The 26,076-nt window shown below is 70.9% G+C and carries 16 protein-coding genes and 3 pseudogenes; 10 read left to right on the plus strand and 9 right to left on the minus strand.

Annotated features, from left to right (window positions below; all coding sequences use genetic code 11):
• Positions 1–97: 97 nt before the first annotated feature.
• Entirely contained in the window at positions 98–958 is an 861-nt protein-coding gene (locus ACQPZO_RS13200; RefSeq protein ID WP_433350142.1) for an SDR family oxidoreductase, read from the minus strand.
• 124 nt (positions 959–1,082) lie between these two features.
• Here ACQPZO_RS13200 and ACQPZO_RS13205 point away from each other — a divergent pair, with 124 nt between their 5' ends.
• From ACQPZO_RS13205 to abc-f, 7 genes and pseudogenes are all read left to right on the plus strand, one after another.
• Positions 1,083–1,703 (plus strand): TetR/AcrR family transcriptional regulator, encoded by a 621-nt coding sequence (locus tag ACQPZO_RS13205; protein WP_433350144.1) that lies wholly within the window; start codon positions 1,083–1,085, stop codon positions 1,701–1,703.
• 243 nt (positions 1,704–1,946) lie between these two features.
• On the plus strand, positions 1,947–2,384 hold the full coding sequence (locus ACQPZO_RS13210) for a hypothetical protein (protein ID WP_433350146.1): 438 nt from the start codon (positions 1,947–1,949) through the stop codon (positions 2,382–2,384).
• 925 nt (positions 2,385–3,309) lie between these two features.
• Complete coding sequence (locus tag ACQPZO_RS13215; RefSeq protein WP_433350147.1) at positions 3,310–5,889, plus strand: GmrSD restriction endonuclease domain-containing protein; 2,580 nt, start codon at positions 3,310–3,312, stop codon at positions 5,887–5,889.
• A gap of 496 nt (positions 5,890–6,385) precedes the next feature.
• Entirely contained in the window at positions 6,386–6,616 is a 231-nt protein-coding gene (locus tag ACQPZO_RS13220; protein ID WP_433350149.1) for a hypothetical protein, read from the plus strand.
• Positions 6,617–6,772: 156 nt separating this feature from the next.
• The gene (locus ACQPZO_RS13225) at positions 6,773–7,132 is read left to right on the plus strand and encodes a hypothetical protein (RefSeq protein ID WP_433350150.1); all 360 of its coding nucleotides are present in this window, start codon (positions 6,773–6,775) and stop codon (positions 7,130–7,132) included.
• A gap of 220 nt (positions 7,133–7,352) precedes the next feature.
• A pseudogene (locus ACQPZO_RS13230) lies at positions 7,353–7,703 on the plus strand (T3SS (YopN, CesT) and YbjN peptide-binding chaperone 1); the annotation flags it as partial.
• 802 nt (positions 7,704–8,505) lie between these two features.
• Positions 8,506–10,143, plus strand: a complete 1,638-nt coding sequence (gene abc-f, locus ACQPZO_RS13235; RefSeq protein WP_433350152.1) for a ribosomal protection-like ABC-F family protein — start codon at positions 8,506–8,508, stop codon at positions 10,141–10,143.
• 147 nt (positions 10,144–10,290) lie between these two features.
• Here the strand turns inward: abc-f and ACQPZO_RS13240 are convergent.
• A pseudogene (locus ACQPZO_RS13240) lies at positions 10,291–10,389 on the minus strand (hypothetical protein); the annotation flags it as partial.
• A gap of 56 nt (positions 10,390–10,445) precedes the next feature.
• On the opposite strand from ACQPZO_RS13240, the gene ACQPZO_RS13245 reads away from it, so the two are divergent.
• Positions 10,446–11,975 (plus strand): serine/threonine-protein kinase, encoded by a 1,530-nt coding sequence (locus ACQPZO_RS13245; protein WP_433350154.1) that lies wholly within the window; start codon positions 10,446–10,448, stop codon positions 11,973–11,975.
• Between the two features lie 268 nt (positions 11,976–12,243).
• Positions 12,244–12,922: pseudogene (locus tag ACQPZO_RS13250) on the plus strand (YoaK family protein).
• 75 nt (positions 12,923–12,997) lie between these two features.
• On the opposite strand, the gene ACQPZO_RS13255 reads toward ACQPZO_RS13250, so the two are convergent.
• The gene (locus ACQPZO_RS13255) at positions 12,998–15,670 is read right to left on the minus strand and encodes an ATP-binding protein (RefSeq protein ID WP_433350156.1); all 2,673 of its coding nucleotides are present in this window, start codon (positions 15,668–15,670) and stop codon (positions 12,998–13,000) included.
• 130 nt (positions 15,671–15,800) lie between these two features.
• Positions 15,801–18,098: a phospholipase A2 gene (locus ACQPZO_RS13260; RefSeq protein ID WP_433350158.1), complete on the minus strand. Its 2,298-nt coding sequence runs from the start codon at positions 18,096–18,098 to the stop codon at positions 15,801–15,803.
• 508 nt (positions 18,099–18,606) lie between these two features.
• Between ACQPZO_RS13260 and ACQPZO_RS13265 the strand changes: the two genes are divergently transcribed.
• Positions 18,607–19,251: a CHAP domain-containing protein gene (locus ACQPZO_RS13265; protein WP_433350160.1), complete on the plus strand. Its 645-nt coding sequence runs from the start codon at positions 18,607–18,609 to the stop codon at positions 19,249–19,251.
• 120 nt (positions 19,252–19,371) lie between these two features.
• On the opposite strand, the gene ACQPZO_RS13270 is transcribed toward ACQPZO_RS13265, so the two are convergent.
• Genes ACQPZO_RS13270 through ACQPZO_RS13290 form a run of 5 tightly spaced genes read right to left on the minus strand, consistent with a single transcriptional unit; the run spans position 19,372 to position 26,063 of the window.
• Entirely contained in the window at positions 19,372–21,519 is a 2,148-nt protein-coding gene (locus tag ACQPZO_RS13270) for an alpha-N-acetylglucosaminidase TIM-barrel domain-containing protein (RefSeq protein ID WP_433350162.1), read from the minus strand.
• Between the two features lie 2 nt (positions 21,520–21,521).
• Positions 21,522–22,823 (minus strand): Gfo/Idh/MocA family protein, encoded by a 1,302-nt coding sequence (locus ACQPZO_RS13275; protein ID WP_433350164.1) that lies wholly within the window; start codon positions 22,821–22,823, stop codon positions 21,522–21,524.
• A 53-nt stretch (positions 22,824–22,876) separates the two neighbouring features.
• The gene (locus ACQPZO_RS13280; RefSeq protein WP_433350166.1) at positions 22,877–23,737 is read right to left on the minus strand and encodes a carbohydrate ABC transporter permease; all 861 of its coding nucleotides are present in this window, start codon (positions 23,735–23,737) and stop codon (positions 22,877–22,879) included.
• Positions 23,734–24,690, minus strand: coding sequence for a carbohydrate ABC transporter permease (locus tag ACQPZO_RS13285; protein ID WP_433350168.1), 957 nt, complete (start codon positions 24,688–24,690; stop codon positions 23,734–23,736). The genes ACQPZO_RS13280 and ACQPZO_RS13285 overlap by 4 nt, the downstream gene beginning before the upstream one ends.
• Positions 24,687–26,063, minus strand: a complete 1,377-nt coding sequence (locus ACQPZO_RS13290) for an ABC transporter substrate-binding protein (protein ID WP_433350170.1) — start codon at positions 26,061–26,063, stop codon at positions 24,687–24,689. The genes ACQPZO_RS13285 and ACQPZO_RS13290 overlap by 4 nt, the downstream gene beginning before the upstream one ends.
• Between the last annotated feature and the right edge of the window lie 13 nt (positions 26,064–26,076).

A 26,076-nucleotide genomic window follows, 5' to 3' on the forward strand; every position in this document is an offset into this window, starting at 1 on the left:
CGTTGCCCGTCGGGTGAACGATGCCAGAGGCCCCACCCGCCGACGAGTCGTCGAGCGCGTGGGGCACTTACTGCCGTCGGTGTCGTCGACAGGGTCGTCAGTGCGTGTCAGCGGGGGCCGGGACGGCGTGCTCGGCGGCCCGGCTGACCTGCTCCCAGCCCGCCCAGGTCTCCATGCGCCGGCGTGAGATGTCGAACGCCACGTCGTACACCATGCTCCCGAGCAGGAGCCGCAGCGGCGGGTCGTCGCTGTCGACCAGCTTCAGCAGCGCCTCGGCGGCCAGTCGGGGCTCACTGTCGATCGAGCCTTCGGCCCACTGCCGCTCCAACTCGGCGCGCAGCGGACCGTAGGCCTCCATCGGGGTGGTGGAGGTCATGCTGGCGTACAGGTCGGTCCAGTAGCCGCCGGGCTGCACGATGCTGACCGTGATGTCGAAGGCCGCCGCCTCCATCGCCAGCGCCTCGCTCATGCCCTCCAGCGCGAACTTGCTCGCGCTGTACATCCCGGTGCTCGGGAAGCCGCCGAGCGCGGCGATGCTGGAGACCTGCACGATGTGCCCGGCCCGCCGGGCGCGCAGGTGCGGCAGCACGGCCTGGCTCACCCAGAGCGCGCCGAACAGGTTGACCTCGAACTGGGCCCGCGCCTGCGCCTCCGTGAACTCCTCGACCATGCCCATGGACATGGTGCCGGCGTTGTTGACGACGATGTCGAGCCCCCCGAAGTGCTCGATGGAGGTGGCCACGGCGGCGAAGACCGCCGCCCGATCGGTCACGTCGAGGGTCAGGGCGAGCAGCCGGTCACCGTGGCGCTCGTCGAAGTTGCCCCGGGCGATGGTCCGGGCGGCGGCGACCACTCGATCACCGCGTTCGAGCGCGGCCACGGCGAACGCGCGGCCCAGCCCCCGGCTGGCGCCGGTGATGAACCAGGTACGGGGAGCGGTGCCGGATGAGGCGCGCATGGTGGATCTCCATCCCCTCGCCCTTGAGACGAGACGGTCCGTCTTGTTGTGGGGGCGACGGTAGACCGCGTCGTATCGCAAGTCAAGACGAGACGGTCCGTCTCAATCCTGGTACGTTCGGCACGTGACGACGCAGCGCAGAGCCACGCCCAACGCCGCCCGCCGGAACGAAGCCTCGCGGCGGGCCATCCTCGCGGCGGCGTTCGAACTGCTACAGGAGGTCGGATACGCCAGAGTGGGCATCGAGGGCATCGCGGCGCGCGCCGGCGTCGGCAAGCAGACCATCTACCGCTGGTGGCCCTCCAAGGGCGCGATCGTCTTTGACGCCTTCCTCAGCCTCAGCGAGAGCGAGGGCGGCGAGCCCCCGGTGCTGCCCGACACCGGCGACCTGGAAGCCGACCTGGCAGCGGTGCTGCGTGCCACGGTCGAGGAGCTGAACGATCCGCGGTACGACCAGCCGATGCGCGCGCTGGCCACCGAGATCGCGCACGACCCCGAGTTGGCCGCCGTCTACGCCGAACGGCTGGACGGGCCGTTGAAGGAAGCCAAGCGGCAACGGCTGCGCAGTGCTCAGCAGGCCGGGCAACTCGCCGAGGACCTCGACCTCGACGTGGCCGTGGAGATGATCTGGGGCCCCCTGCTCAACCGCTGGCTGCACCGCAGCGGGCCGCTCACTCCCGAGTACGCCGACCGCGTCGTCACCACCGCCCTCAACGGCCTGCGCCCACGCCGGTCCGACCATTGAGCCACGCGAAGGAAGCCTTACGCACGCCGCGAACCGCAGGTCAGTCCCCTTCGGATCCACGCTCTAAATCCCAGGTAGAACCTTTATCAACAGTTCGGCGACGAACGCCATGGTCTCGCGGCAGCACGAGTATCGCCTGGTATGTCAGAGTGTCGCGATGAGGTGAAGCCATGCTGATCTGTTCGATGAGCGTCTCGGTGAGCGGGCGGAGCGGGAAGCCCGGCAGAATGGAGGATGCGAGCAGTGAGTGTGCTCACCCGGATGTGGGCTCAGGACGAGATCCCGAACTGGGATGCCGTCTACTACGCCGACGGCCACGCGTTCGAGCTGGACGATGCCCCGTCCGCCCCTGCGGGACTGCGGATCGCCGAGGAGTTCGACACGGAGGAGGAACTACGCGAGGAGCCCGAGGCGACGACCTGGTTCGGCACTTTTCGGATGGTCGACCTCGACGCGGGTCAGGGCTACTTGTGCTGCGGCGAGTGCATATACCACGGGTCTGCCGGATGGTTCGCACGTCTGGACGCGGCAAGGCAGCTCGTCTGGGTTGTCCATCTGACCCTCTCCAACCCGTTCACCGAGATCGAGGTTGGCGGCGGGCAAGCCACGTTCCGGTCGACGAACGGCGTGACGGTCACTGTGGACATCCGAGAGCCAGAGTTCCGGTTCGTAGGTTCGTAGGGTCCACAGCCCCGCCCAGTGCGGCTATCGGCCTGTCGCAGCGCGGCAGCGGGACCCCGTAGGGCCATCTACCCGGGATTCCGAGCGGTTGCCGTGTGGACATGGCAGCGGTTGGTCTCAGTTCTGTTCTGTAGGCGCGGATCTGCACTGTTCTTGCCACGCCTGTCACTCCGCCCGAGCCGCGTCTGAGCCCGCCATCGGCCCGAGCCGAAGCAGCAGCCCGGCCCGGCACGTCAAGACGCCCTCGACGGCTCGTACGGCGGGCTGCCGTCTGCTCGGTTTGCCGGGTCAAAGGCAGACAGGATGGCCAGCCGTCGCCACCGACGGAGCCGGCTGCGGTAGACGGGTTCCGGCATCCTCCAGCCGGAGCGCCCCCGGTCCCTTTGCTCTGCTGTCGTCACCGCAACACCGGCACCGCGCATCCGCTTCGAGTCGCGGAGCCAGCAGGGGCGGAAGGCAGGAGGAGTCGGCCACGCTCCGCGAGCGTTGCGCGGGGGACAGCAGAGCAAAGGGGACCGAACAGGTACCACCCGCCGATCGGCGACGACGGTGCTGCCTTGCCTCCCGCCCTCGCTGAGAAACTCACAGGTGGGTGGGGGAGCGGGCGCAGCGACGATCTTGACGGCGAGGAGCACGTCGGTGACCGGCAGCCAGACTGCGTCGGCCCGGGCGATTCGGTCTGCCGGAGCACCGCCCTGGGCGAGCCACAGCATGAGCCGGGTCGCGATGATCGCTTGGACGTATCCCGGGGGCGGTGCGACCGAGAGGACGGCCTCGGGGCTGATCTCGTACCGGTGGTGGTCGTCTGCTGCCATCATCGCGGTGACGTCGTCGAGCGCGAGTCGCATTCCTGACTAACGCGTGGGTTCGCGCGGGGATTCTGGTTGGGTGTCCGGGTTATGTCCGGGGCACGACGGGAGCACAGATGGTTGCCGCACACGAAACGACGCTGCGTGAGCTGCTGGAGGGCGCGAAGCAGTATCGGGTGCCGCTCTACCAGCGGACGTACTCGTGGACGGACTCCCAACTCCAACGCCTGTGGGACGACATCCGCGGGCTGGCCGGGGAGCGGACCAAGGACCCGAGCCTCACGCATTTCATCGGGTCGCTGGTGCTCGCGCCCAGCCCCACGAACGGGCCGGCGGGCGTCTCCGAGTTCCTGGTGGTGGACGGCCAGCAGCGACTGACCACCCTGTCCATCCTGCTCTGCGCCCTCCGGGACCACCGGGCGCAGCATGAGGGTCCGGACCATCGGGATCGCATCGACCAGGAATTCCTGATCAACAAATACAAGCCCGCCCACCGATTTAAAATCGTTCCCACCCAGGCTGACCGGTCCGCGTACCAGGCATGCTTGGAGGCGACGCCGCAGGCCGGCGGAAGTGACCGGGTTGGCGCGGCGTACCGGTACTTCGTGGCGCAGCTCGCCGCCGGTGCCGACGACCCGGACGATCCACTGGACATGGAACACATTGAGGACGCGATCATCTCGGGGATGGCGCTGGTCTCGGTCGTCGCGCAGGCCGGCGACAACGTTTACCGGATCTTCGAGTCGCTGAACAATACCGGCCTCAAGCTCACCCAGGCCGACCTGCTGCGCAACTACCTTTTCATGCGGCTGCCCAGCCGTGGCGAGGCCGTCTACAACTCGCTGTGGTTCCCGCTGCAACAGCAGCTGGACTCCGGGAAGCTTGAGCAGTTGTTCTGGCTCGACCTGGTGCACCGCAACCCCGAGGTCAAGCAGACCGACACCTACACCGGTCAGCAGGCGCGGCTAAACGGGCTGCACAACGAGGAGGAGATTGAGGCCGAGGTGCGCCGGTTCTGCCGGCTCGGCGCGCTCCTGCGGATCATCCTGCGCCCCGAGGAGGAAGGTGACCCGGAGGTACGGCGGCGGCTGGCCCGGCTCAACGCCTGGGACACGACCACCGTGTACCCGCTCCTGCTCCACCTGCTGGACCGCCGGAAGCAGGGGACGGCGACGTCCGCGCAGATCGCCTCGGCGATGCTGTACGTGGAAAGCTTCTTCATCCGGCGCCTGCTGGTCGGCCGGGCTACCGCGAGTATCAACCGGATCCTGCTGCGCGTCGTGACCGACATGCGGGCGGATCTTCCCGTCGACGAGGCGGTCCGGGCCTACCTTTCCGTCGGCCGCAAATACTACGCCACCGATTCCAGCATTCGCGACGCGGTGCGGTCCATGCCCTTCTACCTCAACGGACGGGCCACCCAGCGCAACCTGGTGCTCCAATGGCTGGAGGAGTCGTATGGCAGCAAGGAGCCGGTGAAGCTGAGCTCGCTGACCATCGAACACGTCATGCCGCAGAGCCCCACCACCGAGTGGCGGAAGGTGCTGAGTCAGGACCTCCAGGGGGAGGAGAGCTTCGCCGAGGCGCACGAGGCACTGGTGCACACGCTGGGGAACCTTACCCTCACCGGATACAACTCGGAGCTGAGCAACAGCTCCTTCCTAGTCAAGCGGGCCCAGTTGGGCAAGAGCGGGATCTCACTCAACCAGGAGATCGCCGCGCAGAAGCGCTGGGGACGCCCCGAGATTCACGCCCGCGCGGACTCCCTCGCCGAGCGGATCATCGTCAACTGGCCCGGGCCTACCGAGGAGGCGGGCAACCGGTCCGAGGTGCCCTGGGACGTCATGAACAAGGCACTCGCCGCGCTGCCCGCCGGCTCCTGGACGGCGTACGGCGACGTGGCCGCGCTGATCGGCAGCCACCCGATGCCGGTCGGTGTTCGGCTGGCCAACCATCCGGCGCCGAACGCGCACCGGGTGCTCCAGGCCGAAGGCACCGTGTCACCCGGCTTCCGGTGGTTCGACGCGTCCCGCAGCGACGACCCGCGCGACCTGTTGCGGGCCGAGGGCGTGGAGTTCGACAAGTACGGGCGGGCCAGCCAGGCGCAGCGCTTCAACGTCGAGGAGTTGGCCCAGCTCGCCGGCATGCCGCAGCAGGACACGTCCAAACAACTCCTCCGCGCGCGATCCCACCGCAAGGATCTGCTCGACGACCGGTTCGTCGAGCAACTGACGGACCTTCAAGACCCGCAGGTCGCGGTCGGCGTGACCGCCGTGCTCGAAGCGTGGGCCAGTATGGGCGGCATGCCGCTCTACGGGTCGGGCGGCGAGACCTCCTGCTTTCTCATGGCGCGGGGTAAGGACCACGAGCTCGGCAACATCTGGCCGGCGACGATTTACCCGAGCGGTAAGTTCGAGATCGTGTTCCAGCACCTGAGCACCCGGACGCCGTTCGATGACATCGCGCTACGCGAGGAGTTCCGCCGGCGTTTGAACGAGCTGCCGGGCGTGAAGATCGCCGCAGCCAAGCTCGCACTCCGCCCCGGCTTCCCGCTGGACGTCCTCGTCGATCCCAAGGCCAGGGCGGCACTGATCGAGCACCTCGGCTGGTTCTACCAGCAGACGATGCATCCCAAGGATGCTGCTGCCGAGAGGCTGGGGTGGTTCGCGGGACTGCTACGGACACCACGCGCCTGATAGCGGCGGCCCGGCTCGGATCGGACACTCCGTGACTTTGCCGGGGCCCTGCGGGGCGGGCCTGCCTCCTTGAATGGGCAGGCCCCGAAGGGGGCAGCGCGAGGTGATCCAGGGTCATCGCCAACTGCCAGGCGTCGCCGGGTGGTCGCCGCGCGCAGCTGGAAGGCACCGCCCCCTCGGGCTGGCCCCGTTCCCGGTACGCCTCGCCCTCGCCGCCAAGCGCCATCGCCTGGCGGCTGCGGTCGCCGAGCCACCGTCGAATCGTGGCCGCCCGGTGCACCGCCTCAAACGCCTCGGCCGGCCGCCTTGCCCTCCTGCCCCCGGTCGTCGACTTTCTGTTGCACTGCGAGCACCCGATCCAGCAGCGCAGCGGCGAGGCCCAGTTCACCGAGTTCGTGACGGGTCTCGCTCGGTGAGGTCGCTGAGCAGCAAGGCCTGCCACCGCTGGCTCCCGAGCCGCTCGACCGCGCCAGGCTGGTCGGCCGACCGCTTGCTTGTGCACGACGACAAGAGGCTGGAGGGCGACGGCACCGGCGCCGGCATGGGAGGCGGCGGACCTGGGAAGCAGGTCACCGTCGTCGCCGTCGATAACCACGCCGGCGATGAGGAGATCCTCGACAAGCCGTTCGCCGACTGGCGGTGTTCCTCCACCCGTCGCAGCGGGGCGTCGGCCACCGCGAGCGGAACGCCCAGCCCGTTCCTGAACTGCGCGCCCGAATCCCGCTGACGGACGAACTGGCCGCCCTAAACGAGATGCTCCGCCGGCCCTCACCCGTCCTGGGAGGACGGTGGTTTGTGTCGGCCGGTTACCGTCGGCGATGACGTCGGCACCCGCGCGCAGGGCGGTGCGGGTGGTGGATCTCTCGATCGCTAGGGTAGGGACGTGTCTCTATGGATGGCCGCGATGTGGGGAATGGTCGGCAGCGCCGTCGCCGAGGCACTGAACCTCTACGGCATGATGCGCCCGACCACCGAGTCCGAGGGTCGGTGGCAGTGGCCGTGGCGGGACAGCCGGGACCGGCCGATCGTCGTCTTCGCCGTCCTGCTGCGGGCGGTGGCCGGCACCGGCCTGGCAGCCGCGGCCGGTGCGGGTGGCCTGGCGGAGACCGCGTTCGCCAGCTTCACCTTCGGGGTGGCCGCGCCGTTGGTGATCGCCAAGATGTTCGACCAGATTCGGACGGTGGAGCCGCCGACAGACCCGCCCGCCGGCGACCCGGGCGGTGAGCACGATGACGGCGCGTGACAACCGGTGGAACCGCCTGGTCGCCGCACTGGCGGCCCGGCCGGCCGTCACCGCCACCACCGCCCCGGTGCCCCGGCGCACCAGGTTGGCCGCCGCGCTGGCGGCCCGGCCGGTCACCGCCCCGAGCCGCCCGCAGGTGGCCGGGCCGGCCGATCAGCACACCGGCGACGGCAAGCTGACGGAACAGGTGAAGGGGATCCTGGCCGCCGTCCTCGGCGTCACCGCCGACCAGCTCCGGGTCGACGCCGACGGCGACGTCGGCATCCGCGCCGGCTCCGCCATGATCTTCGTACGCGCCCAGGACGACCCGCCCCTGGTGGACGTCTTCTCGCCGCTGCTCACCGGCGTCCAGCCGACGGAGAAGCTGTACCAGCGGCTGTCCGACCTGACCAACGGGCTGGTCGTCGGCCGGGTCTACTGCACCGGCGGCACGGTCTGGGCGTCGATCCCCGTCTTCGGGCAGGACTTCGTCCCCACCCACCTGCTGCTGGCCGTACGCGCCATGATCGCGCTGGCCGACGACCTGGACGACCGGCTGCGCCACGAGTTCGGCGGCAGCCGGTTCTTCGGGTCGGAGGCCACCGGGCTGACCCCCGTGCCCGACCCCACCGGGTACCTGCGCGACCTCGCCGACTCCGGTGCCGCCGGCGCGATGGGCGCGGGCAGCGTCCTGGTCGACCTGCTGGCCGACCGGGGGCACACCGACGAGCTGCGGCTGCGCGCCGACCACGGCGACTGGCACGCCGCGGCCCGCCTGGCCGCCCTCCTGGCCGAGCGGGGGCAGGCCGACGAGGCTGAGCGGTACTGGCGGGTCGCAGCCGACCACGGCGACGTGCGGGCGTACGACGAACTGGCCGCCCTGTTGGCCGCCGCCGGTCGCCCGGACGAGGCGATCGACCTGCTCCGCAGGTCCGTCGACCAGGGCAGTCGGCGCTCCCTGCCGCTGCTGGTCACGCTGCTGACCGAGCACGGCCGGCTCGACGAGGGCATCGACCTGCTGCGCCGGTGGGCGGCCCGCAGCGACTCGTCTTCCGGTGAGCCTCCGACCGGTCACGACGCGTAGCTGAAGCCCCGTCCGGTTTGGCCCGTCGCCCGGCGCGCGGCTGGCTGACAGTCGACAGCACAGGGCCGCCGGACAGAGGCGCGCCGCGCCCGCCAGGATGGTCGCGGCAGCGACCGCGCGTTATTCTTGCCCGAGTTGCCGGAGAACGGAGTGAACGTGGCAGGTGACGACGACATCTCCGGGTGAGATCCCGGACCGGCCGCCGACGGGCGCGTGATCGCGCTGTCGCCTCGGCCATCTTGTCGTCCCTGTTTCCTGCCGGGCGCCCCGCTGGGTGTGCGCCCGGATCACGCGTTCTGAGGATCTCACCATGTCCAACGCTCACATCGTCTGCTCCGCCCTGTCCTTCGCCTGGCCGGACGAGACCCCGGTGTTCAGCGACCTCTCCTTCTCCGTGCCCGGTGGCCGCACCGCCCTGGTGGCGGCCAACGGCGCGGGAAAGAGCACGCTGCTGCGGCTGATCGCCGGGGAACTGCGCCCGACCACCGGATCCGTCACGGTGCGGGGCGCGCTCGGCTACCTGCCCCAGCACCTGCCCTTCACCGGCGAGCAGAGCGTCGCCCAGCTCCTCGGCGTCGACCGGATCGTCGCCGCGCTGCACGCCATCGAGGCCGGCGACGCGAGTGAGGAGCACTTCACGACAATCGGCGGCGACTGGGACGTCGAGGAGCGCACCCGAGCCGAGCTGGACCGGCTCGGCCTCGGCGATCTCACCCTGGACCGGCTACTGGGCACCCTCAGCGGTGGGCAGGTGGTGTCCCTGGGCCTGGCCGCCCAGCTCCTCAAGCGTCCGGACGTGCTCCTGCTGGACGAGCCGACGAACAATCTCGACAGTGAGGGGCGGGACCGGCTGACCGCGGTGCTGCGCGCGTGGACCGGCTGCCTCCTGGTCGTCAGCCACGACCGGGCGCTGCTGGACGAGGTGGACCGCATCGCCGCCCTGGAGCACGGCGAGATCGAGTGGTACGGCGGCACGTACACCGACTACGAGCAGGCCGCGCGCGCCCGGCGCGAGGCAGCCGAACGCCAGGTGCGCAACGCCGAGCAGGACCTCAAACGGCAGAAGCGTGACATGCAACAGGCCCGCGAGCGTGCCGCCCGCCGGGCATCGAACGCGTCCCGCAACCTGCCCAACGCGGGCCTGGCCCGGATCATCGCCGGCGGGCTGAAGCGTGATGCCCAGGTCTCGGCGGCCCGGTCGAACGAGACCCACGCGGACCGGGTCGGCGACGCCCAGGCCCGCCTGGACCAGGCCAGCCGTGCCGCCCGCCAGGACGACCGGATCGCGATCGAGCTGCCTGGCACCAACGTGCCGGCCGGGCGCACCGTCTTTCAGGGCGAACACCTGCGGGCCGGGTACGACGGCCGCCAGGTCTTCGCCGGCGAGGGCGTCGACCTGACCATCCGGGGCCCGGAACGCATCGCCCTGACCGGCTCCAACGGTGCGGGCAAGTCCACCCTGCTCCGGCTGATCAGCGGCGACCAGCCACCGGTGTCCGGCACCGCCGTCCGAGCCGACGGCCGCGTCGCGTACCTGTCCCAGCGGCTCGACCTGCTCGACTCCGCCCGTACGGTCGCCGAGAACCTCGCCGCGTTCGCGCCCGCCCTGCCCGACGCCGACCGGATGAACCTGCTTGCCCGGTTCCTGTTTCGCGGTTCCCGCGTCCACCTGCCGGTGCGGGTGCTCTCCGGTGGTGAGCGCCTGCGGGCGACGCTCGCCTGCATCCTGTTCGCCGAACCCGCGCCCCAGCTGCTGCTTCTCGACGAACCCACCAACAACCTGGATCTGGTCAGCGTCGACCAGCTGGAGAGCGCGCTCGTCGCGTACCAGGGTGCCTTCGTGGTGGTCAGCCACGACGAGCGTTTCCTGGCCGAGATCGGGGTGACCCGCTGGCTGAGGCTGGCCGACGGGCACCTGACCGAGACCGGCGCCCCGGAGGCCGGCTGACGGCCGCCGCGCCCTGGCCGGCCGGCCAGCACGGTGCCGGCCGGCCAGCGAGGGCGAGCAATTCACCGGTTCCGCTCGCCTCCAGCACCTGTCGGGCGCCTCGTCCGGGGGCACCGCCTGCGAGGTGAGCTGGCCGCCGATCCACGCGTACGGCTCGATGACCACCACCCGGGCACTGCCCTCGCAGGCGGCCAGCGCGGCGGTGACGCCCGGACGGTGGGCGGAGGGGGCGGCGCGGCGTGGCATGATGGCGCGACCTCGGCCCGAGCCGGGGCGATCCGACGCGCGGACGGGTGAGACGAATGCTGCACTCCGGCCTGAGGCTCGGCGGCCGTTACCGTCTGGACACCCGGATCGGCGCCGGCGGCATGGGCGAGGTGTGGCGGGCGGTCGACGAGGTGCTCGGCCGGGTCGTCGCGGTGAAGGCCATGCTCCCGGAGGTGGCCGACGAGCCGGATTTCGCCCGTCGTTTCCTGGCCGAGGCGAAGGCCATGGCCAGTGTGAACCACCCCGCCGTGGCGTCGATCCACGACTACGGCCGCAGCGACGGCGTCACCTTCCTGGTGATGGAGTTCGTCGACGGCGAGTCCCTCGCCGGGGCGCTGCGCCGGTCCGGGCGGCTGGCCCCCGAGGACGTCATGCGCCTGATCGCCCAGGCGGCCGACGGCTTGCAGGCCGTGCACGACTGCGGGATCGTGCACCGCGACGTCAAACCGGCCAACCTGCTCATCCGCCGGAACGGATCGGTGCTGATCACCGACTTCGGGATCTCGCGGACCTGGGACGGCACCCACCTCACCGTCTCCGGCGCGGTGCTGGGCACCCCCTCCTACCTCTCGCCGGAGCAGGTGCTCGGGCAGCCCGCCACCGCCCTCAGCGACGTCTACGCCCTCGGGCTCACCGCCTACGAGTGCCTCGCCGGGCACCGCCCCTTCGCCGGGGACAGCCCGTACGCGATGGCCCTGCAACGGGTGCAGTTCGCACCGCGTCCTCTCAGCACTGACCTGCCCCGCCCGGTGCTCGCCGTCGTCGGCCGTGCCCTGGCCACCGACCCGGCCGGCCGCTGGCCCAACGCCGCCGGGCTCGCCGACGCCGCCCGGGCCGCCGCCGACGGCCGGTCCGACCCCGGTGGGCATCGACCGCAGCCGGCGGCGGCCTCGCCGGGGACCGGGGCACCGTCCTTGCCGGCACCGTTCCTGCCGTTACCGTCCGCGCCGGGGGCTGCGGCGCCGTCCCCGCCGGGACCGGCCTGGCCTGGCACGGCACCACCGGTTCCCGCCGTCGGCCCACGCGCGGCGCGCCGGCGGTGGCTGCTGGTCGCCGCGCTGCTGGCGATCGTGCTGGTCGGCGGAGTCTCGGTCTGGCAGACCGGCCTCGGCCGTGACGACGGGCCGGCGTCCGACGCCGGGCCGCAGGGGCCGAGCACCGCGCCGACGGACGACGCCGCCCGGCAGGCCGGGTTCACGTCCTGCGGTGCGGCGTTCTGCCCCACCCGCCCGCTCTGCTGGCGAGGGTTGACCTCGATCAGTGGCAACGCCATGCCGCCCCGTGGGGTCGACTGCACGACCGATCACGCCTGGGAGACCTTCTCCGCGACGTACCTGCCCGCCGACGCGGCCGATGTCCCCCAGGACGAGCTGATGACCCGCGCCGACGTCGGCGCCGCCTGCTCGGCGTCGGTCATGGCCGACCGCAGCGGCGGTCGGCCCACCACCGGCTGGGTACGCGAGGCGTGGCCGATCCAGCTCACCGGCACCGACGTTTGGCTCGTGCACTGCCTGGCCCGGCCAGAGACCGGTGACCCGTCCGGTTCCGCCTTCTCGGCCCGCTGACCACGCCTGACCCGTCGACCGCGACTGCTCCCGGGCGCACCGGACCGACCGCGCCTGCTCCTGGCCGCACCGGACCGGCCGCGCCGGGGCGTGCGGAGGGTGTCCCGGGCGCGGATACAGCGCACGTGTGCGGCTGGGCGGCCCTGGTCCGCGGGCCCGTAAGTCCCCAGCCGGCGGCATGGACGGCGGGGTAGCGGGAAGAAGCGCTTCGCGAGTCAGTGACACGGGCCGGGGAGAGCAGTCGTATGAGTGGCATCCGGGGCCGGGGTTGACTGGACCCGGCGATGGGGACGAGCCCGACGGGTCGGTCCTGCCCAGGCGGTTGGTGGTCCGGCTGTTGGTGGTGTTGACCGCCGCGTCCGGCTGCCTCGACGTGTTCTGTCTGACCCGGCTCGGGGGGTTCTTCGCGAGCGTGATCACCGGCAACCTGGTGCAGTCCGGCCAGGCGATCGCCACGGCGGATGCCCGGGTGTTGGCGAGTGGGGCGGCGGCGGTGGGCGGTTACGCGCTCGGGGTGGGGGCGCCGGACCGGGGCCGTCGCGGTGGCCGAGGCGGTGCTGCTGGTCGGCGTTGCGGGTGGCTGGGTGGGCACCGGAGCGCGCCCCGGGTACGCCGGCGGGCTGACGCTGCTCCTCGCCGCCGCGACGGCCAGCGGGATGCAGAGCGTGGTCACCATCAGCTCCGGGGTGCGGGGCGCGTCGACGACGTACCTGACCGGCTCGCTGACCACCGTGGTCCGCAGCGTGGTGCTCGATCCGCACCGGTTCGCGGCGGGCGTGGGCGGGGTCAGCCGGCTGCTGGGACTGCTCGGCGGCGCCGTGCTGGGCGCGTGGACGCTACGGGTGGCACCGCTGTGGGCACCCGTAGTGGCGGCGGCACTGGTGGTCGGCGTGGTGCTGGTCGCCGCGGCGTCGGCGGGCATAACCGCCCGGGCGAGGCACAGGTGAGGGCTGTCGTGAGGTGCGGCCGGTAGGCCCGGCCCCGGACAGCGGGGGCGACCGGGCGGCGGACGCGGTCGCGGATCACGGTCGAGCACCGCTGTCACCCTCCACCGCCCCGTCCGCCGCGCGGATCAGCAGGTCCAGCTCGGCGGCCCTGTCCGTGTTGCCCAGACGGGTGAACAGCGCGTGCGCCTCCTGGAACGCCTCCCGCGCGGCCCGCCGGTCGGAGCCCAGCCGGGCCCGGCCGAGGATGGTCAGCGTCGCGGCCTGGAAGGAGTGCCAGCCTCGGGTACGCCACAACGAGACGGACTCCTCCAGATACGGGACGGCCTGGGTCGGGTGGCCCTCGACCAGCTCGATCTCGCCGAGGAGCCGGAGTGCCTCGGCCACGTGGTGGGTCAGGTGGTATTCGCGGCTCAGCGCCAGCGACATCTCGGCTGCCTCCCGCGCGCCCGGGGCACCCCGCTTGAAGTGCAGCTGGGCCAGGGCCAGCAGGGTCAGCGTCGCGGTGTAGTCGTCCCGGTAGGTGCGGGAGATCGTCAGAGACTCGGTGAGCAACCGGTGGCTCTCGTCGAGTTTTCCCAGCTCGCGGTGGGCGATGCCGGAGAACTGCAGCGCGGTCGCCTCCCAGCGCGGATTGCCGAGCCTCCGGGCCCGGTCGAGTGCGGCGGCCGTGTGGGTGGCCGCCGTGTCGAACTGCTCCTGTTCGAAGGTGGACACCGCCAGCGCGAGGTGGGCCCGCGCCTCACCGCCGAGGTGATCCGACCGCGAGGCGAGGCGCAGCGCCCGGTCGCCCATCGTGACGGCCTCCGGGTACGAGCCGGCCGCCGTCAACGCCCAGGAGCACATCACGGCCGCGTCCGAGCTGCCCTGATCGTGGCCGAGTGCACCGAACATCTCCAGCAGCCGGAACGAGTCGGCGTGCAGCTGGGCCATCGCGGCGTCGTCGCTCTGGTTGGCGCTCCAGGTGGTGACGTCGATCAGACCGCGGAGCATGACGGCCTCGCCGAGCAGGTTGCCGGCCTGCCGGCAGACCGCCATCACCTCGGTGTTGAGGCGGGTCCAGTCCGCGTACATGCCGCGCAGGTCGAAGTACTTCTCCAGCAGGCCCGCGAGGTCGAAGGCGAGGTCGTCCAGGCCGAGCCGGCAGGCCTGGCGGGTGGCGGACAGCAGCGCGGCACGTTCGGCGTCGAGCCAGTCCAGGGGGTCGATGCCCAGCACGTGCTCCTCTGCCCAGTCGATCGACGGACGCGGCGCGGGGCTGGCGATGAGGGCGAAACACGGGCCCGGGATCGCCGGAACCATCCGCTCCGCGAGCGCGACCCAACCGCCGAGCCCTCGCACGATTGCCTGGGCGATGGCCTCCTCCGACTCGTCCGCCGCGGCGGACTCGACCGCGAACAGCCGGACCAGGTCGTGGAAGCGGAAACGGACCTGGTCCGCCACGTCGGTGCCGGCGACGGTGAGGAGCTGGGCGTCGACCAGCGTCTCGACGTGCTCGGCGGCCTGTTCGAACGGGCAGTTCAACACCGTCGCGGCCAGCCAGGTGGGAAAGTCGGGGAGGTCGAAGTGGGCGAGCAGGCGAAAGAGCCGCCGGGGCTCCTCGTCGAGCTCGCGGTAGCTCAGCGCCAACGACGCCCGTACGGCGAGGTCGCCGGTGGCCAGCCGGTCCAGCCGCCGACGTTCGTCGCCGAGCAGCGCCGCCAGGTGCGCGAGTCGCCAGGCCGGGCGGGCCGCCAGCCGTGCCCCCGCTATCCGTACGGCCAGTGGCAGTCCGCCGCAGTACTCGGCGATCTCGGTGGCCTGATCGAGGTGCCGCATCACGCGCTCGCCGTCGGTGATCCGGGCGAGCAGCCGGATCGCCTCCGCCGGCGTGAACAGCTCCAGCCCGATGTGCCGGGCGCCCTCGATGCCGGTCAGCCGTAGCCGGCTGGTGACCACCACGGCGCACGTCGGGGCACCGGGCAGGAGCGGGCGGATCTGCCGTTCGGAACTCGCGTTGTCCAGCACGACCAGCACCCGACGGGAGGCCAGGAGGGTGCGGTAGATCTCGGCGCGTTCGCTCTGACCGTCGGGCACGGCGCGGGGGTCGACCCCGAGGGCCCGCAGGAACCGGGCGAGCACGTCACCCGGGTCCAGCGGGGAACCCTCCACGTCGCGCAGGTCGACCCAGAGCTGGCCGTCCGGGTATGCCCCGGCGAGCAGGTGCGCCACGTGCAGGGCGAGCGTCGTCTTGCCGACGCCGCCCATGCCGGAGACCGCCGCGACCACCTGGACGCCGGGGCCGCCCTCGTCGGCCTGGGGCCCGGTGAGCAGGTCCCGCAGGGTCTCCACCTGTGCGGCGCGACCGGTGAAGTCCGCGATGTCGGGTGGCAGCATGCCGGGCGCCGAACGGCCGGGACGGGCAGCCGTCGCCGGGGGCCCGTGCCCCGCTGCGGGCGGGCCCTGGCCGCCTGGCTGCCCGAAGCCGGCCACCAGCGCGTCGCGGGCCGTCACCCATTCGGCCACGGCCCGATCGTCCAGCCCGCAGGCTCGGACGAATGCTTCGACGACCTCGCGCCTCGGGAGCGTGGACCGGCTCAGCACGGAGGCGAGTGTGCTCACCGCGAGATGGTCGCCCGACGCCCCCGCCTTGGCCGCCAACTGCCGGAAGGTCAGGCCGGACCAGAGCCTCAGCGCGCGCAGCGCGGCGATGAACTCGGCCGGTGTGGCCGGCTGCTCGGGGCGCGGCGGATCGAGACTGAGCTGGGTCATGTCCATCCTCCGGCACGAGGCAGCAGTCGATGCCCATCGTAGTGCCGGTGGACGACAGTCCCGTGTCCCGAGCGAGCCGGGCCGCCCGGGTTCCCGTCCGGATCGGACCGGACGGGAACCCGGGCGGTGCTCAGTACTCGCTGCGGTACTTCATGCTCCGGCCGCCGGTCAGTCGCACGGCCGTGTAGTAGGTGTAGGCGGTCGACCGGCAGTTGGCACGTACCAGGATGTTGTAGCGGGGGCAGGTGTGGTCGCGCAGCAGGCTGTAGAAGACCGCGTCCACGGACGCCTTCTTGGACTTGTCCCACTGCTGCGTCTTGAGGTAGATGATCCCGTAGCCGTAGTCGTGCGCGTCACAGGCGCTGCGGAAGTCGAAGCCGGACGGTCGGTCGGGCGACGACGTGCAGTGGTCGTGGGTGACCCCGACGACGGCCTTGCGGGTCGGCGTCCGCTTCCACGACGGCTGGATCTTCCGCCCGCCGTACTCCATCGGCACCGGGCCGGCCCAGCAGCCGTTCTGGCCGAGGAGGTACTGCGTGGCGTATCTGCAGTGCGTCGGTAGCGCCAGGGGCGCCGGGTCCGCCGTCGCGCCGGAGAGCTTTCCCGGCGCGGCGTACGTGAGGGTCCACGCCCCCTCCTGGGGCGTGTTCAGCCGGGTGATGTTGCCCTTCGTGTCGTAGGTGTACGCGGACACCAGTACCGGATCGCCGTCGACCTGGCGGACGTCGCGCACCTCCCGGAGCCGCTTGAGCTGGTCGTACGCGTAACGCACCACGGTGACCGGGGCGGTGGTGCCGGCGGCGGTGCGGTCGATCTGTTTGAGCTGCCCTGCCACGTCGCCGAGCTGCGTGGCGGTGGCGGTGGTGCTGGTCGCGTAGCCAAAGGTCGCCGAGGCGCAGCCGGCCGAGTTCGGCACCGCGCAGTCGTCCTGCTCCGAGGCAGGTGCGGTGATCCGGCTGATCCGGCCCTGTGCGTCGTACCCGATCAGAACCGTGCCGGTCGCGGCGTCGCCGATGCTGGTGATGAGCCGGTCCGCGCCGACCGCGCGCCAGACGTAGGTGAGGCCGTCGGGGCCGCCGCTCTGGGTGAAGCTGCCGTCCGCGTTCCGGACCACCGTGCTGCCGTCCTCGGCGACGAAGATGCCGGGTCGCGCCGGGTCGGCCTCGAATCGGAGCGACTGGGTGCCGATCGAGAGCTTGACCTGGAGGTAACCGTTCGCGCTGTAGTCCTTGAGTCGGTTGCCGAGCATGCCGCCGAGGGGTTCGAGACGCCAGTTGGGGCCGAGCACACTCTCGTTGGGGTTGGTGAGGTCGATCCGCTGCCCGGCGCTGTGGCTGCGTACGGTGAGCAGTCCGTCTTCGGTGACGTCCGAGCCGCGGGTGACCCACGACCCGGTCTCGGGCTCCGCGAGGCCCGGCCACTGGTCGGCCGGCGCGGGGCCGGGATCGGCCGGGTCATCTCCCTCGCCGGGCGTGGTCGGGATCTCCGAGGTGACCGTCAGGGTCGGCGGAGGGCCCAGCCCTTCGGTGTTCTCGGCGGAGGTGAAGACCCGGTAGTTGGCCGTCCTGGTCTCGCTCGGCGCCTGGAGGACCAGGCCGTGGTTCTTCGCGGTTCCGGCGGCCCACTGGGCCACTATCCCGGTCACGTCCCAGGACATCCGTCCGCTGCCGCAGCTGCCCAGCTGCGAGCCCTCCCGGCTCAGCACGGCGTCGGTGGTGCTGCTGGTCGGCTGCGGTGTCCAGGTCTGCGCGGCGGGGTCCCAGAAGTCGGTTACCCGGCGGACCTGGATGCCCGCGCCGACCGTGGCGCCGCACCCAGGGGCGTCCACGTTGGTCAGGGTCAGTTCCGCCTTCGTCGGGACCTGGAGTCCGCGGGTGTCGAACGCCAGGTAGGCCCGGGCTTTCTCTCCGTCGGCCTCGGTGCCTGCCTTCAGGTACTCGCCGTCGACGTTGTTCCCGTCGAAGTTGCTGTTGACATCGGTGTCCCCGAGCAGCGGAAGCGCCACCGGTGGGTCGATGGCGGCCGGCGAGGTCGCGGTGCGGCCGGCGGTGGGCTTCGCCGGCCGCCGGATCGGCGCCCACGACCCGTCTGCCCCCCGCGCGCGGACGGGTCCGGTGGTGATCTCGGTGACCAGTCTGCCGTCCGGGGTCGCCCTGCTGATCGAGGTCGCGGTGGTCGCGGCCGTCACGATCACCGGCAGGCCGGTACGCCGCGCGTCGGTCGCCGCCGCCCGCAGCGCTTCGGCGTGGACGCCGGACACCGTGTCGGCCGGCGCCGCCGTTCCCGCGCTGCCGGGTGCGGCTGGTGCGGCGTCGGCTGGTCCGGCGGGCGTCCACGGCGTCACCAGGAGCGCCCCGAGGGCGACCAGTGCCCCGGTGGTCGTCGTCCGTGACCGCCGGGGTGGTGCGGTGGTCGGTCTTGTTCCCATCAGAATCCTTAGGGGACTGGGGGCCGGGCGGGGAATCAGCGGTTGCGCTCCCCGGGAAAGAACTGCTGTCGGCCCGTTTGGAGGCAGTCCTGCGCCGGGCGGCGGTGCGGTTTTCCGTCGTGCTGGGAGAACCCTGTTGGACATCGAAGCACGGGCAGGTGGAAATCTCGTTGTCCGAGCGCTCCGAGATTGTTCGGAACAGATCGGGACACGACAGAACGCCCTGTGAGGAGGGGTTGTTCGCCGATACTCACCGATCCGAATCGTTCGAGGCTGTGCGGGTCTGTTCCGAATCACTTCCGAACGACGGTCCTGATGCTAGAAAGGCAACGCATCAGTTGGGCAGCCGAAGCCCGTCGGGATTTCGCATTCGTATCGACGGCGACCCGGTGCATCTGGTCGAGGCGCATGTCGTTGAGCGCAGATCGCTGACTGCACGCCGTAGCAGAGGCTGCGGCCCATCCCTGGAGGACCGATGAAAATCGTGAGAAGGACCGTCACCGCAGTTGTGGCTGTGACAGCCGCCGGCGCCGGCGTGGTAATTCCGGCGACTGCCGCCCACGCCGCCGACACCAACCTGGGCATCGACGTCGGCAACATCGCGTACAACCAGCTCTACTCGGACAACGCCGAAGTGCTGGAACGCTTGTCCGAGAAGGGCACCAACTGCAACTTCTACACCGGCTTCTGGGCCGACCCGAACAACGACCGGTACGACAACAACCCGGCCTCCACCTGTGGAAACTCCAGCAAGGGGTACGAGTACCGGGACGGGACGAAGTCCTGGGTGACGGTCAACTGGCGCGCCCGAGCGTGGTGCGCCGACTTCGCGAAGTTCGCCTTCTACTGGGGCACCGCGAAGTACACGGGCCTCAACGCGCTCGCGTCGAGCTTCAAGACCTACGGTGTGAACAACGGCACCTGGCACTCGAAGGGCAGCTACATCCCGCGCAAGGGCGACGCGGTGGTGTACGACTGGGAGGGCGACGGGGTCATCGACCACGTCGGAATCGTCACGTCGTTCTACGACACCAACACCGACGGCACCTTCAACTCCATCGAAGGTAACCGCTCCAACAAGGTGCAGCACTTCCTCGGCACGTCGAACAAGGCGGCATCCGTCGTCGGCTTCACCTCGCCGGTGCCGAAGTAGACAACGCAAGGGCACGCTCGTCCGGTGGCGGAGGCGCTGTTGCGATCAGGCGCCGAGCCCGCCGGGCGAGCGTGCCCTTGTCCGGCCCCAGCCGTACGCCGGGTTCAGGGGCCGCCGGGGTCAGTGTCCGAGCCGGTCGAGGATCCGGGCCGCCACGTCGAGGGTGTTCCCCTCCGGGACGGCGAGGTAGCCCCCGATCGCCCCCCGCCAGGACTCCTCGTGCTCGACGATGCGGGCCCGCAGGACGCCGACGTCCGGCTCCACCCCCGCCGCCGCGGCCCGGGCCAACCAGTCCGCCCACAACTCCCAACGGGGCAGGTAGTAATCCCGGATGAGGCCGGCCCAGTGCCGTCCGGAGTAGTCGTGCAGTCCACTCGACTGGTGTCCCCAGACGGAGATGAGACTGCGGGCGTCCCGCTCCATGACGTCGGCCTCGGCCGGCGAACCGCCCCACGCGCGGGCGTCGGCGATCCACTGGCCGACCCGCGACTCCGCGCGCGTGCCCGCGAGCTCGTCGAGGTCGAGCAGTTCCGTCCGGAACCGGGCGAAGTGGCTGAGGACCCCGTCTCCGTCGCGCTCGGCGAAGGCCGTCATGATGCCGCGGATATGGACCCGGCACCCTTGCGCCACCACGTGGCCGACCAGATCGACGACGTCCCGTTCGACCTGACCCCGAACCCCCGCTTCCGTCGCCCGGCCGAGCAGCAACCGCGCGGCCTCGGCGATCCGCGGCAGGCCGCCGAGCACCATCGGGTCGTTCTCGGCGTCGATGTTCGCCGACTGCCGCTGCGGCTCTGCGGTCTGCGGCACGAACTCGCCGGCGAGGCGCTGGGCGGCGAACGGCGTCTCGGCCGACCACGGCCGGGCGATGACCGGCGACGGGATGGATCGGGTACGTCCAGGCCCGTAGAGCGTGTCGGCCAGGATCTGCCAGGCGGAAGCGAAGTCGTCGTGCCCGGCCGCGTAGCGTTGCCGGGCGAACGAGCGCAGCCAGTCCTCCAGCTGCGGAACGTCCCAGGCGAGATCGGTGGCCAGCTCGTAGAAGACGGTGTTGTTCTCGATCGCCTCCGGCGCGAGCCCGATGCCCACAAGCCGGGACGGCCGTGTTCGCCTCAGCTCGTCGACGTCGCGGCGCAGACCGCTGAGGTCGCCGAAGAGGGCGAAGCGACCGCCGAAGTTGTGGATCGCGCACCAGACCCAGCGCCGCTCGAACATGCCGTCGCGACGCCACATGGGGGCGTGCTCGCCCCACAGGTCGAGCAGGACGAGCCGCTCCTGCGGGACGTCGGAGAGGAACGCGCGCACGCGCTCCGGCCGCCAGAAGTCGCGCTGGTAGTGGAACGGCCACCCCTGGAGCACCCAGGTCGCCTCCGGGTCGCCGTCCGTCATCGCCCGGTAGACCGCCCCGCCGACCGCCGCCAGGTAGCCGGGCTCGCCCGACGGGGGCACCGACTCGATGAACGGGTCGACGGCATAGTGGTGGTCGGTGCCGAACAGGCCCCGCTGGATGCTCAGGAACTCCGCGGTCAACGACGCGAACCGCTCACTGTCGGGACCGAGGATCGGGGTGAGCCAGCCCTGCCACTCGATCTCACCGGCCGAAGCATCGGCGAGCTCCGGAGGCACGTGCCCCCCGAACATCGGCAGGACCGGCGTCATGCCCAGCGAGCGTTGCCGCTCGAGGATCCGCTGCGCCAGCTCGACGTGACGACTGATCCAGTCCGCCGGCAGCGGCCCACCGAACGAGTTGGTGTTACCCATCCACGTCCACGGGAAGTGCGCCGCGCTGCCGATCCACTCGTCGATCCGGGCCGTGTCGAGCCCGGCGCGCCGGAACATCTCCGCCAGCACCGCCTCGTGGCCGACCTGCATGAGCGGGTGGGTGACGCCGTGCAGCGCCATCCAGTCGATCTCCTGCTCCCAGCGGTCCCAGTCCCAGTACGCCGCCGAGTAGCCGTAGGTCACGGCGTTGAGGTAGTAGCGGACCGGGAACGGGCTGGCCAGTCGGGTCGCGGGTGCCTCCGGCCACGGCTGCGGCCGGGGGTCGAGCCGTGGCTGTTCCCAGGTCACCTGGCGGCCGGCGTGCGCCTTGAGGTACTGCGAGAACGCGGACGCCGCGGCGACGGCGTCCGAGCCGCGCAGGGTGAGGACGCCGTCGCGGCACTCGTACCCGGCGACGGCGGCGTCCTCGCCGGCGGGGACCCTCTCCACCCGCACGTCGTCGGCGGTGCCGGCGACGCGAGCCACAAGAGCGCGGACCTCGTCCACCGTCACAGCTCCTCGAGGGTGTGGTTCAGCCGCGACCGCTCGGCGGCGAAGGCGACGAAGTGGCTCTCCACGCTCTCCTCCAACGAGCTCGGCGCCGCCTCGACATCCTCACCGGCCAGCGCCCGCCGGACGCGCTCGGTGAAGTCCTTCATCAGCCCGGCGTCTCCGCCCCCGTGTCCGGTGAAAGCCTCGGTGACATCGTTGACGCTCCCGGGGTCGACGGCGTCGACCTGGAACGTCTCGTCGGCCGGGTGGGCCTCCAGGCTGGGCGGCGTCTCGACGAAGGGCGTCAGGTCGATCCGACCCGTGCGCATGTCCGCGGTGATCTGGCCATGGCTGCCCATCAACGTGATCGTCCGGGTGTTCCACGCGGTGAACGCCGAGACCACCAGTGACGCCGTGACACCGTTGCCGAACCGCAGCGCCGCCGTCTGATGGTCGACGACGTCGTTGTCCATCCGGTAGACGCACCGCCCGTAGTCGGTCGTCCGCAGGGCCTGCCGTCGGCCGGCCACGCTCGTGTCGTTCGTGACGACCGTGACGGGCGGCCCGTTGACGGCGGCGAGCTGGTCGACATACAGGCGTTCGGCGTTGTAGGGACAGGTGTCGGCGACCGCGCAGCCGTCGACGCAGCGCTCGGTCGACCCCTTCGGCGCGTGCTCGGCCCGGAAGTGGCGGCGTTCGCCGAACGAGGCGACCGCCGTGCACGGCGACCCGACCAGCCACCGGAGGATGTCGATGTCGTGGCACGCCTTCGCCAGCAGCATCGGGCTCGACTGGTCGGCACGGTGCCAGTTGCCGCGTACGTAACTGTGCGCGAAGTGCCAGTACGCGATGTTCTCGATGTGCGAGATGCCCTGCAGTTCGCCGATCCGGCCCTCGTCGAGCAGGCGGCGCAGGGTGCCGAAGAACGGTGTGTAGCGCAGCACGTGGGCGACGGTCACCGTGCCGGGGCTGTCGCGGGCCGCGGCCGTCAGCCTGTTCAGCTCCTCGGGCGTCGGCGCGATGGGCTTCTCGAGCAGGACGTGGTGGCCCAGTTCGAGAGCGCGGAGGGTGGGATCGACGTGATCACGGTCTGGTGTCGCGACGATGACGGCGTCCCACGGCCCACGCGCCGAGAGGGCCTGCGGCCAGTCGGTGAACCGTTGGGCGGCCGGGATGGCGTGCGCGTCACCCAGCCGGTCGCGGCGCTCCGCGTCGGGTTCGGCGACCGCGACGACCCGAGCGGCCTCGGGGTGCTCCAGGCACCACGTGGCGTATGCGTGGGCGCCGCGTCCTCCCGCGCCGAGTACGAGCAGTCGCACTGGACCCGATCCCGGTGTCACAGGGCCTGTCACGTCGATCATCCTTTCGATGTTCACTTGTCCGCCCCCGCCGTCAGGCCGGCGACCATGTAGCGCTGGGCGAGGAAGAAGATGGCGATGACGGGCACGGTCACCGCGATGGAGCCGGCCAGCAGCACGGTCACCGGCACCTGGAAGTCGGTGAGCTGGGCGAGACCGAGCGGAGCCGTCCATCTCGACCGGTCCTGGACGAGGAACAGCAACGCGTAGAAGTACTCGTTCCAGGCGATCATGAAGACGTAGATGGCGGTCGCCACGACGCCGGGCAGCGCGATCGGCAGCACGACCTTGCGCAGCATCGTCGGCAACGAGCAGCCGTCGAGCAGTGCCGCCTCCTCGACGCTCTCCGGCAGGGCGAGGAAGTAGTTGCGCATCATGTACAGCGCGACGGGGACGGTGGCGGCGACGTAGATGACGAGCAGCCCGACGAGCGACCTGGAGAGTCCCAACCGGCTCAGGATGACGAACTTCGGCACCGCGAGCACGATGCCCGGGAACAGGTAGACGGCGAGGATGATCCCGCTTGTGAAGCGGCGGCCCCGGTACCGCAGGCGCGCGACGGCGTACGCCCCGAAGATGCACGCGACGATCGACACCACGACGGTGGCGAGGGCGACCATGAGGGAGTTGAGCACGAACCGGCCGAGCCCGAAGCCGCCCGCCGACTCGTCCTTCATCGCCGTGACGTAGCTGGACAGGTCGATCTCGCCGAGACCGGGGACGATGTCGAGAGGTTCCAGCAGCACCGCGGAGTACGGGCGCAGCGAGAGCAGCACCCCGTAGAGCACGGGCCCCACCGCGCAGACGAGCGCGACGGCGATGAGCGTCCACCGCAGGACGTTGACCGGGCGCGAGGGCCGCATAGCTGAACTCACAACGCCTCCTTCCGCCGGGAGAGCAGGACGTAGCCGGCCAGCAGCACGCAGAGAACCAGCGACATCAGCAGTCCGTAGGCCGCGGCGCTGCCGATGTCGGACCGGGTGACCAGTTCGGTGTAGACCTTGATCGCCATGACCTGGGTGCCGCCGGCGCCCTCGGTCAACAGGTAGACGTCGTTGAAGTTCTGGAACGACCAGATGAACCGGATCAGCAGCAACAGCAGGAGCACCCCCCGCAACTGGGGGAGGATGATGTGGCGGAGGTTCTGCCACCGGGAGGCTCCGTCCAGCGCCGAGGCCTCCTCGATCCCGCCCGGCACGTTCTGCAGCCGCGCGGTGACGAAGAGGAAGGCCAGCGGGAACGACTTCCAGATCTCGAAGGCGATGACGACGAGCAGCGACACCGGTACGGGCACGCCCGCCACGTCGGCCGAGGTGGTGCTGAGGAACCCGATGGGATTCTGCCAGCCGAGGTATTCCTGACCGAACGCGTTGATGATGCCGTACTGCGGGTTGAGCATCGTTCGCCAGATCATGGCCGCCGCGATGACCGGCAGCACGTACGGGATCAGCAACAGCGCGCGGACGATCCCCTGGCCGCGGAAGGGGCGGCGCAGGGCGAGGGCGAGGGCGAGGCCGACGCCGATGGACCCGATCGTGGTCAGGGTCGCGTAGATGACGGTGGTCCAGAGCGCGTCCCAGAACGCGTCCGACTGCCAGGCGTCGACGATGTTGTCGAACGTCCACTCGATGGTGGAAGGCGACAACCGGGGGATGTCGATCAGTCTCGTGTCGGAGAACCCGAAGACGAGGACCAGGAGGAAGGGGAGCAGGACGACCAGGGCGATCAGCAGCAGAGTCGGGCCGGTGAGCAGCTGGCCGTTCAGGTTCTCCCGCTGGGAGCGGCTGAGCCGCTCCCAGCGGGAAGACCGACGTGTGGACGTGCTCACAGGTCGGCCTGGACCTTCTTGACCTCCTCGGCCATCCCCTTCGTCACCTGAGCGGGCGACTCCCCGCCGTAGAGGCGCTCAAGGAACTGCGCGAGCACGTTCTCCGCGGTGACCGCCCCGGCCAGGGGCGAGTCCTTCGTGCCCATGCCCCACAGGCTCACGGCGTTGACGCCGTCGCGGATCTGGGTGACCATCTCCGGGCCGTACAGCTCGGCGACGGAGCTCTTGGCCTCCGGCCCGATGCCGAGCTTGCCCCACGCGTCGAGGTAGGCGTTCGGGTCGGCCTTGGTGCCGTTGCGCAGCGGGATCCGGCCCTCGGTCGCCGAGGCGAGCGTGTCCGAGTAGCCCTCCTCCATCATGAACTTGATGAATTCCTTCGCCCCGGCCGTGTTGGCGCCCTCGGGGATGCCGTAGCCGAGCGTGGCGCCGTACTGTGCCGGGTTGTTCCGGTCGAGCACGGTGATGAAGCCGGAGTTCTTCGAGAGGAACGCCGGGTCGGCCTTGCACTGCGGGCACGTCGGCGGGTTGGCCTTGTCCAGGCCGGCCAGCTCGTCGAGGATGTGGGTCGAGAAGAGCAGCATCGAGGCCTTGCCGGCGAGGTACGCCGCCCGCGCGCTCGTCACGTCGAAGTCGCCCTGTGCGCTCGAGTCGCGCAGGATCTTGAACTGCTCAGCCGCCTTGGTGCACTCGGGCGAGTCGATCTTGACGGTGCCGTCCTGCACGAGCTGGCAGCCCGCGCTCTGGAACATGGAGTAGATGCCCTCGGTGCTGGACGGGGTGCCGGCCTGGGTGCCCAGGGCGATGCCGCTCACCCCGGTCGCCTTCATCGTGGTGGCGGCCTTCGCCACCTCCTCGAGGCTGGCGGGCACCTTGACGTTGGCGGCCTGGAGGAGGTCCTTGCGGTACACCAGGAGGTGCACCCAGCCGTCGCTCGGCACGGCGCCGACCTTGCCGTCCAGGCTGAACGCCTTCAGGGCGTTCGCGTTGAACGTGTCGGCGCCGAGCTCCTCGACGACCTCCTCGGCGGCCTTCGTGTTCAGCAGCCCCTGGGTCCGCCAGGCGGCCGTGGTCGTGGCGCCGTGCAACATCACGTCCGGTACGTCCCCGGAGGCGGCACCGGTCGCCAGGGACTGCTTCTGGTCGGTCTCGCTGAGCGGAACGACCTTCACTGCGATGCCGGTCTTCTCGGTGAACCGGGCCGCGACCTTCTCCTGCGCGGCGACCCGCTGCGGGGTCGTCTGCGGCGTCCAGAAGGTGATCTCTTTGGCCTTCTCCGCCTCCGACTCGCCCGATCCGCCGCAGGCGGCGAGGGTGGTGAGCGCGGTCACGGCGGCGATCGCCGCCGCGAACCGGCGCTTGGTCAGGTGGGTCATGTCGTGCCTTTCC

The organism is Micromonospora sp. CA-111912, assembly GCF_050948415.1.
Taxonomy (GTDB): Bacteria; Actinomycetota; Actinomycetes; order Mycobacteriales; family Micromonosporaceae; genus Micromonospora.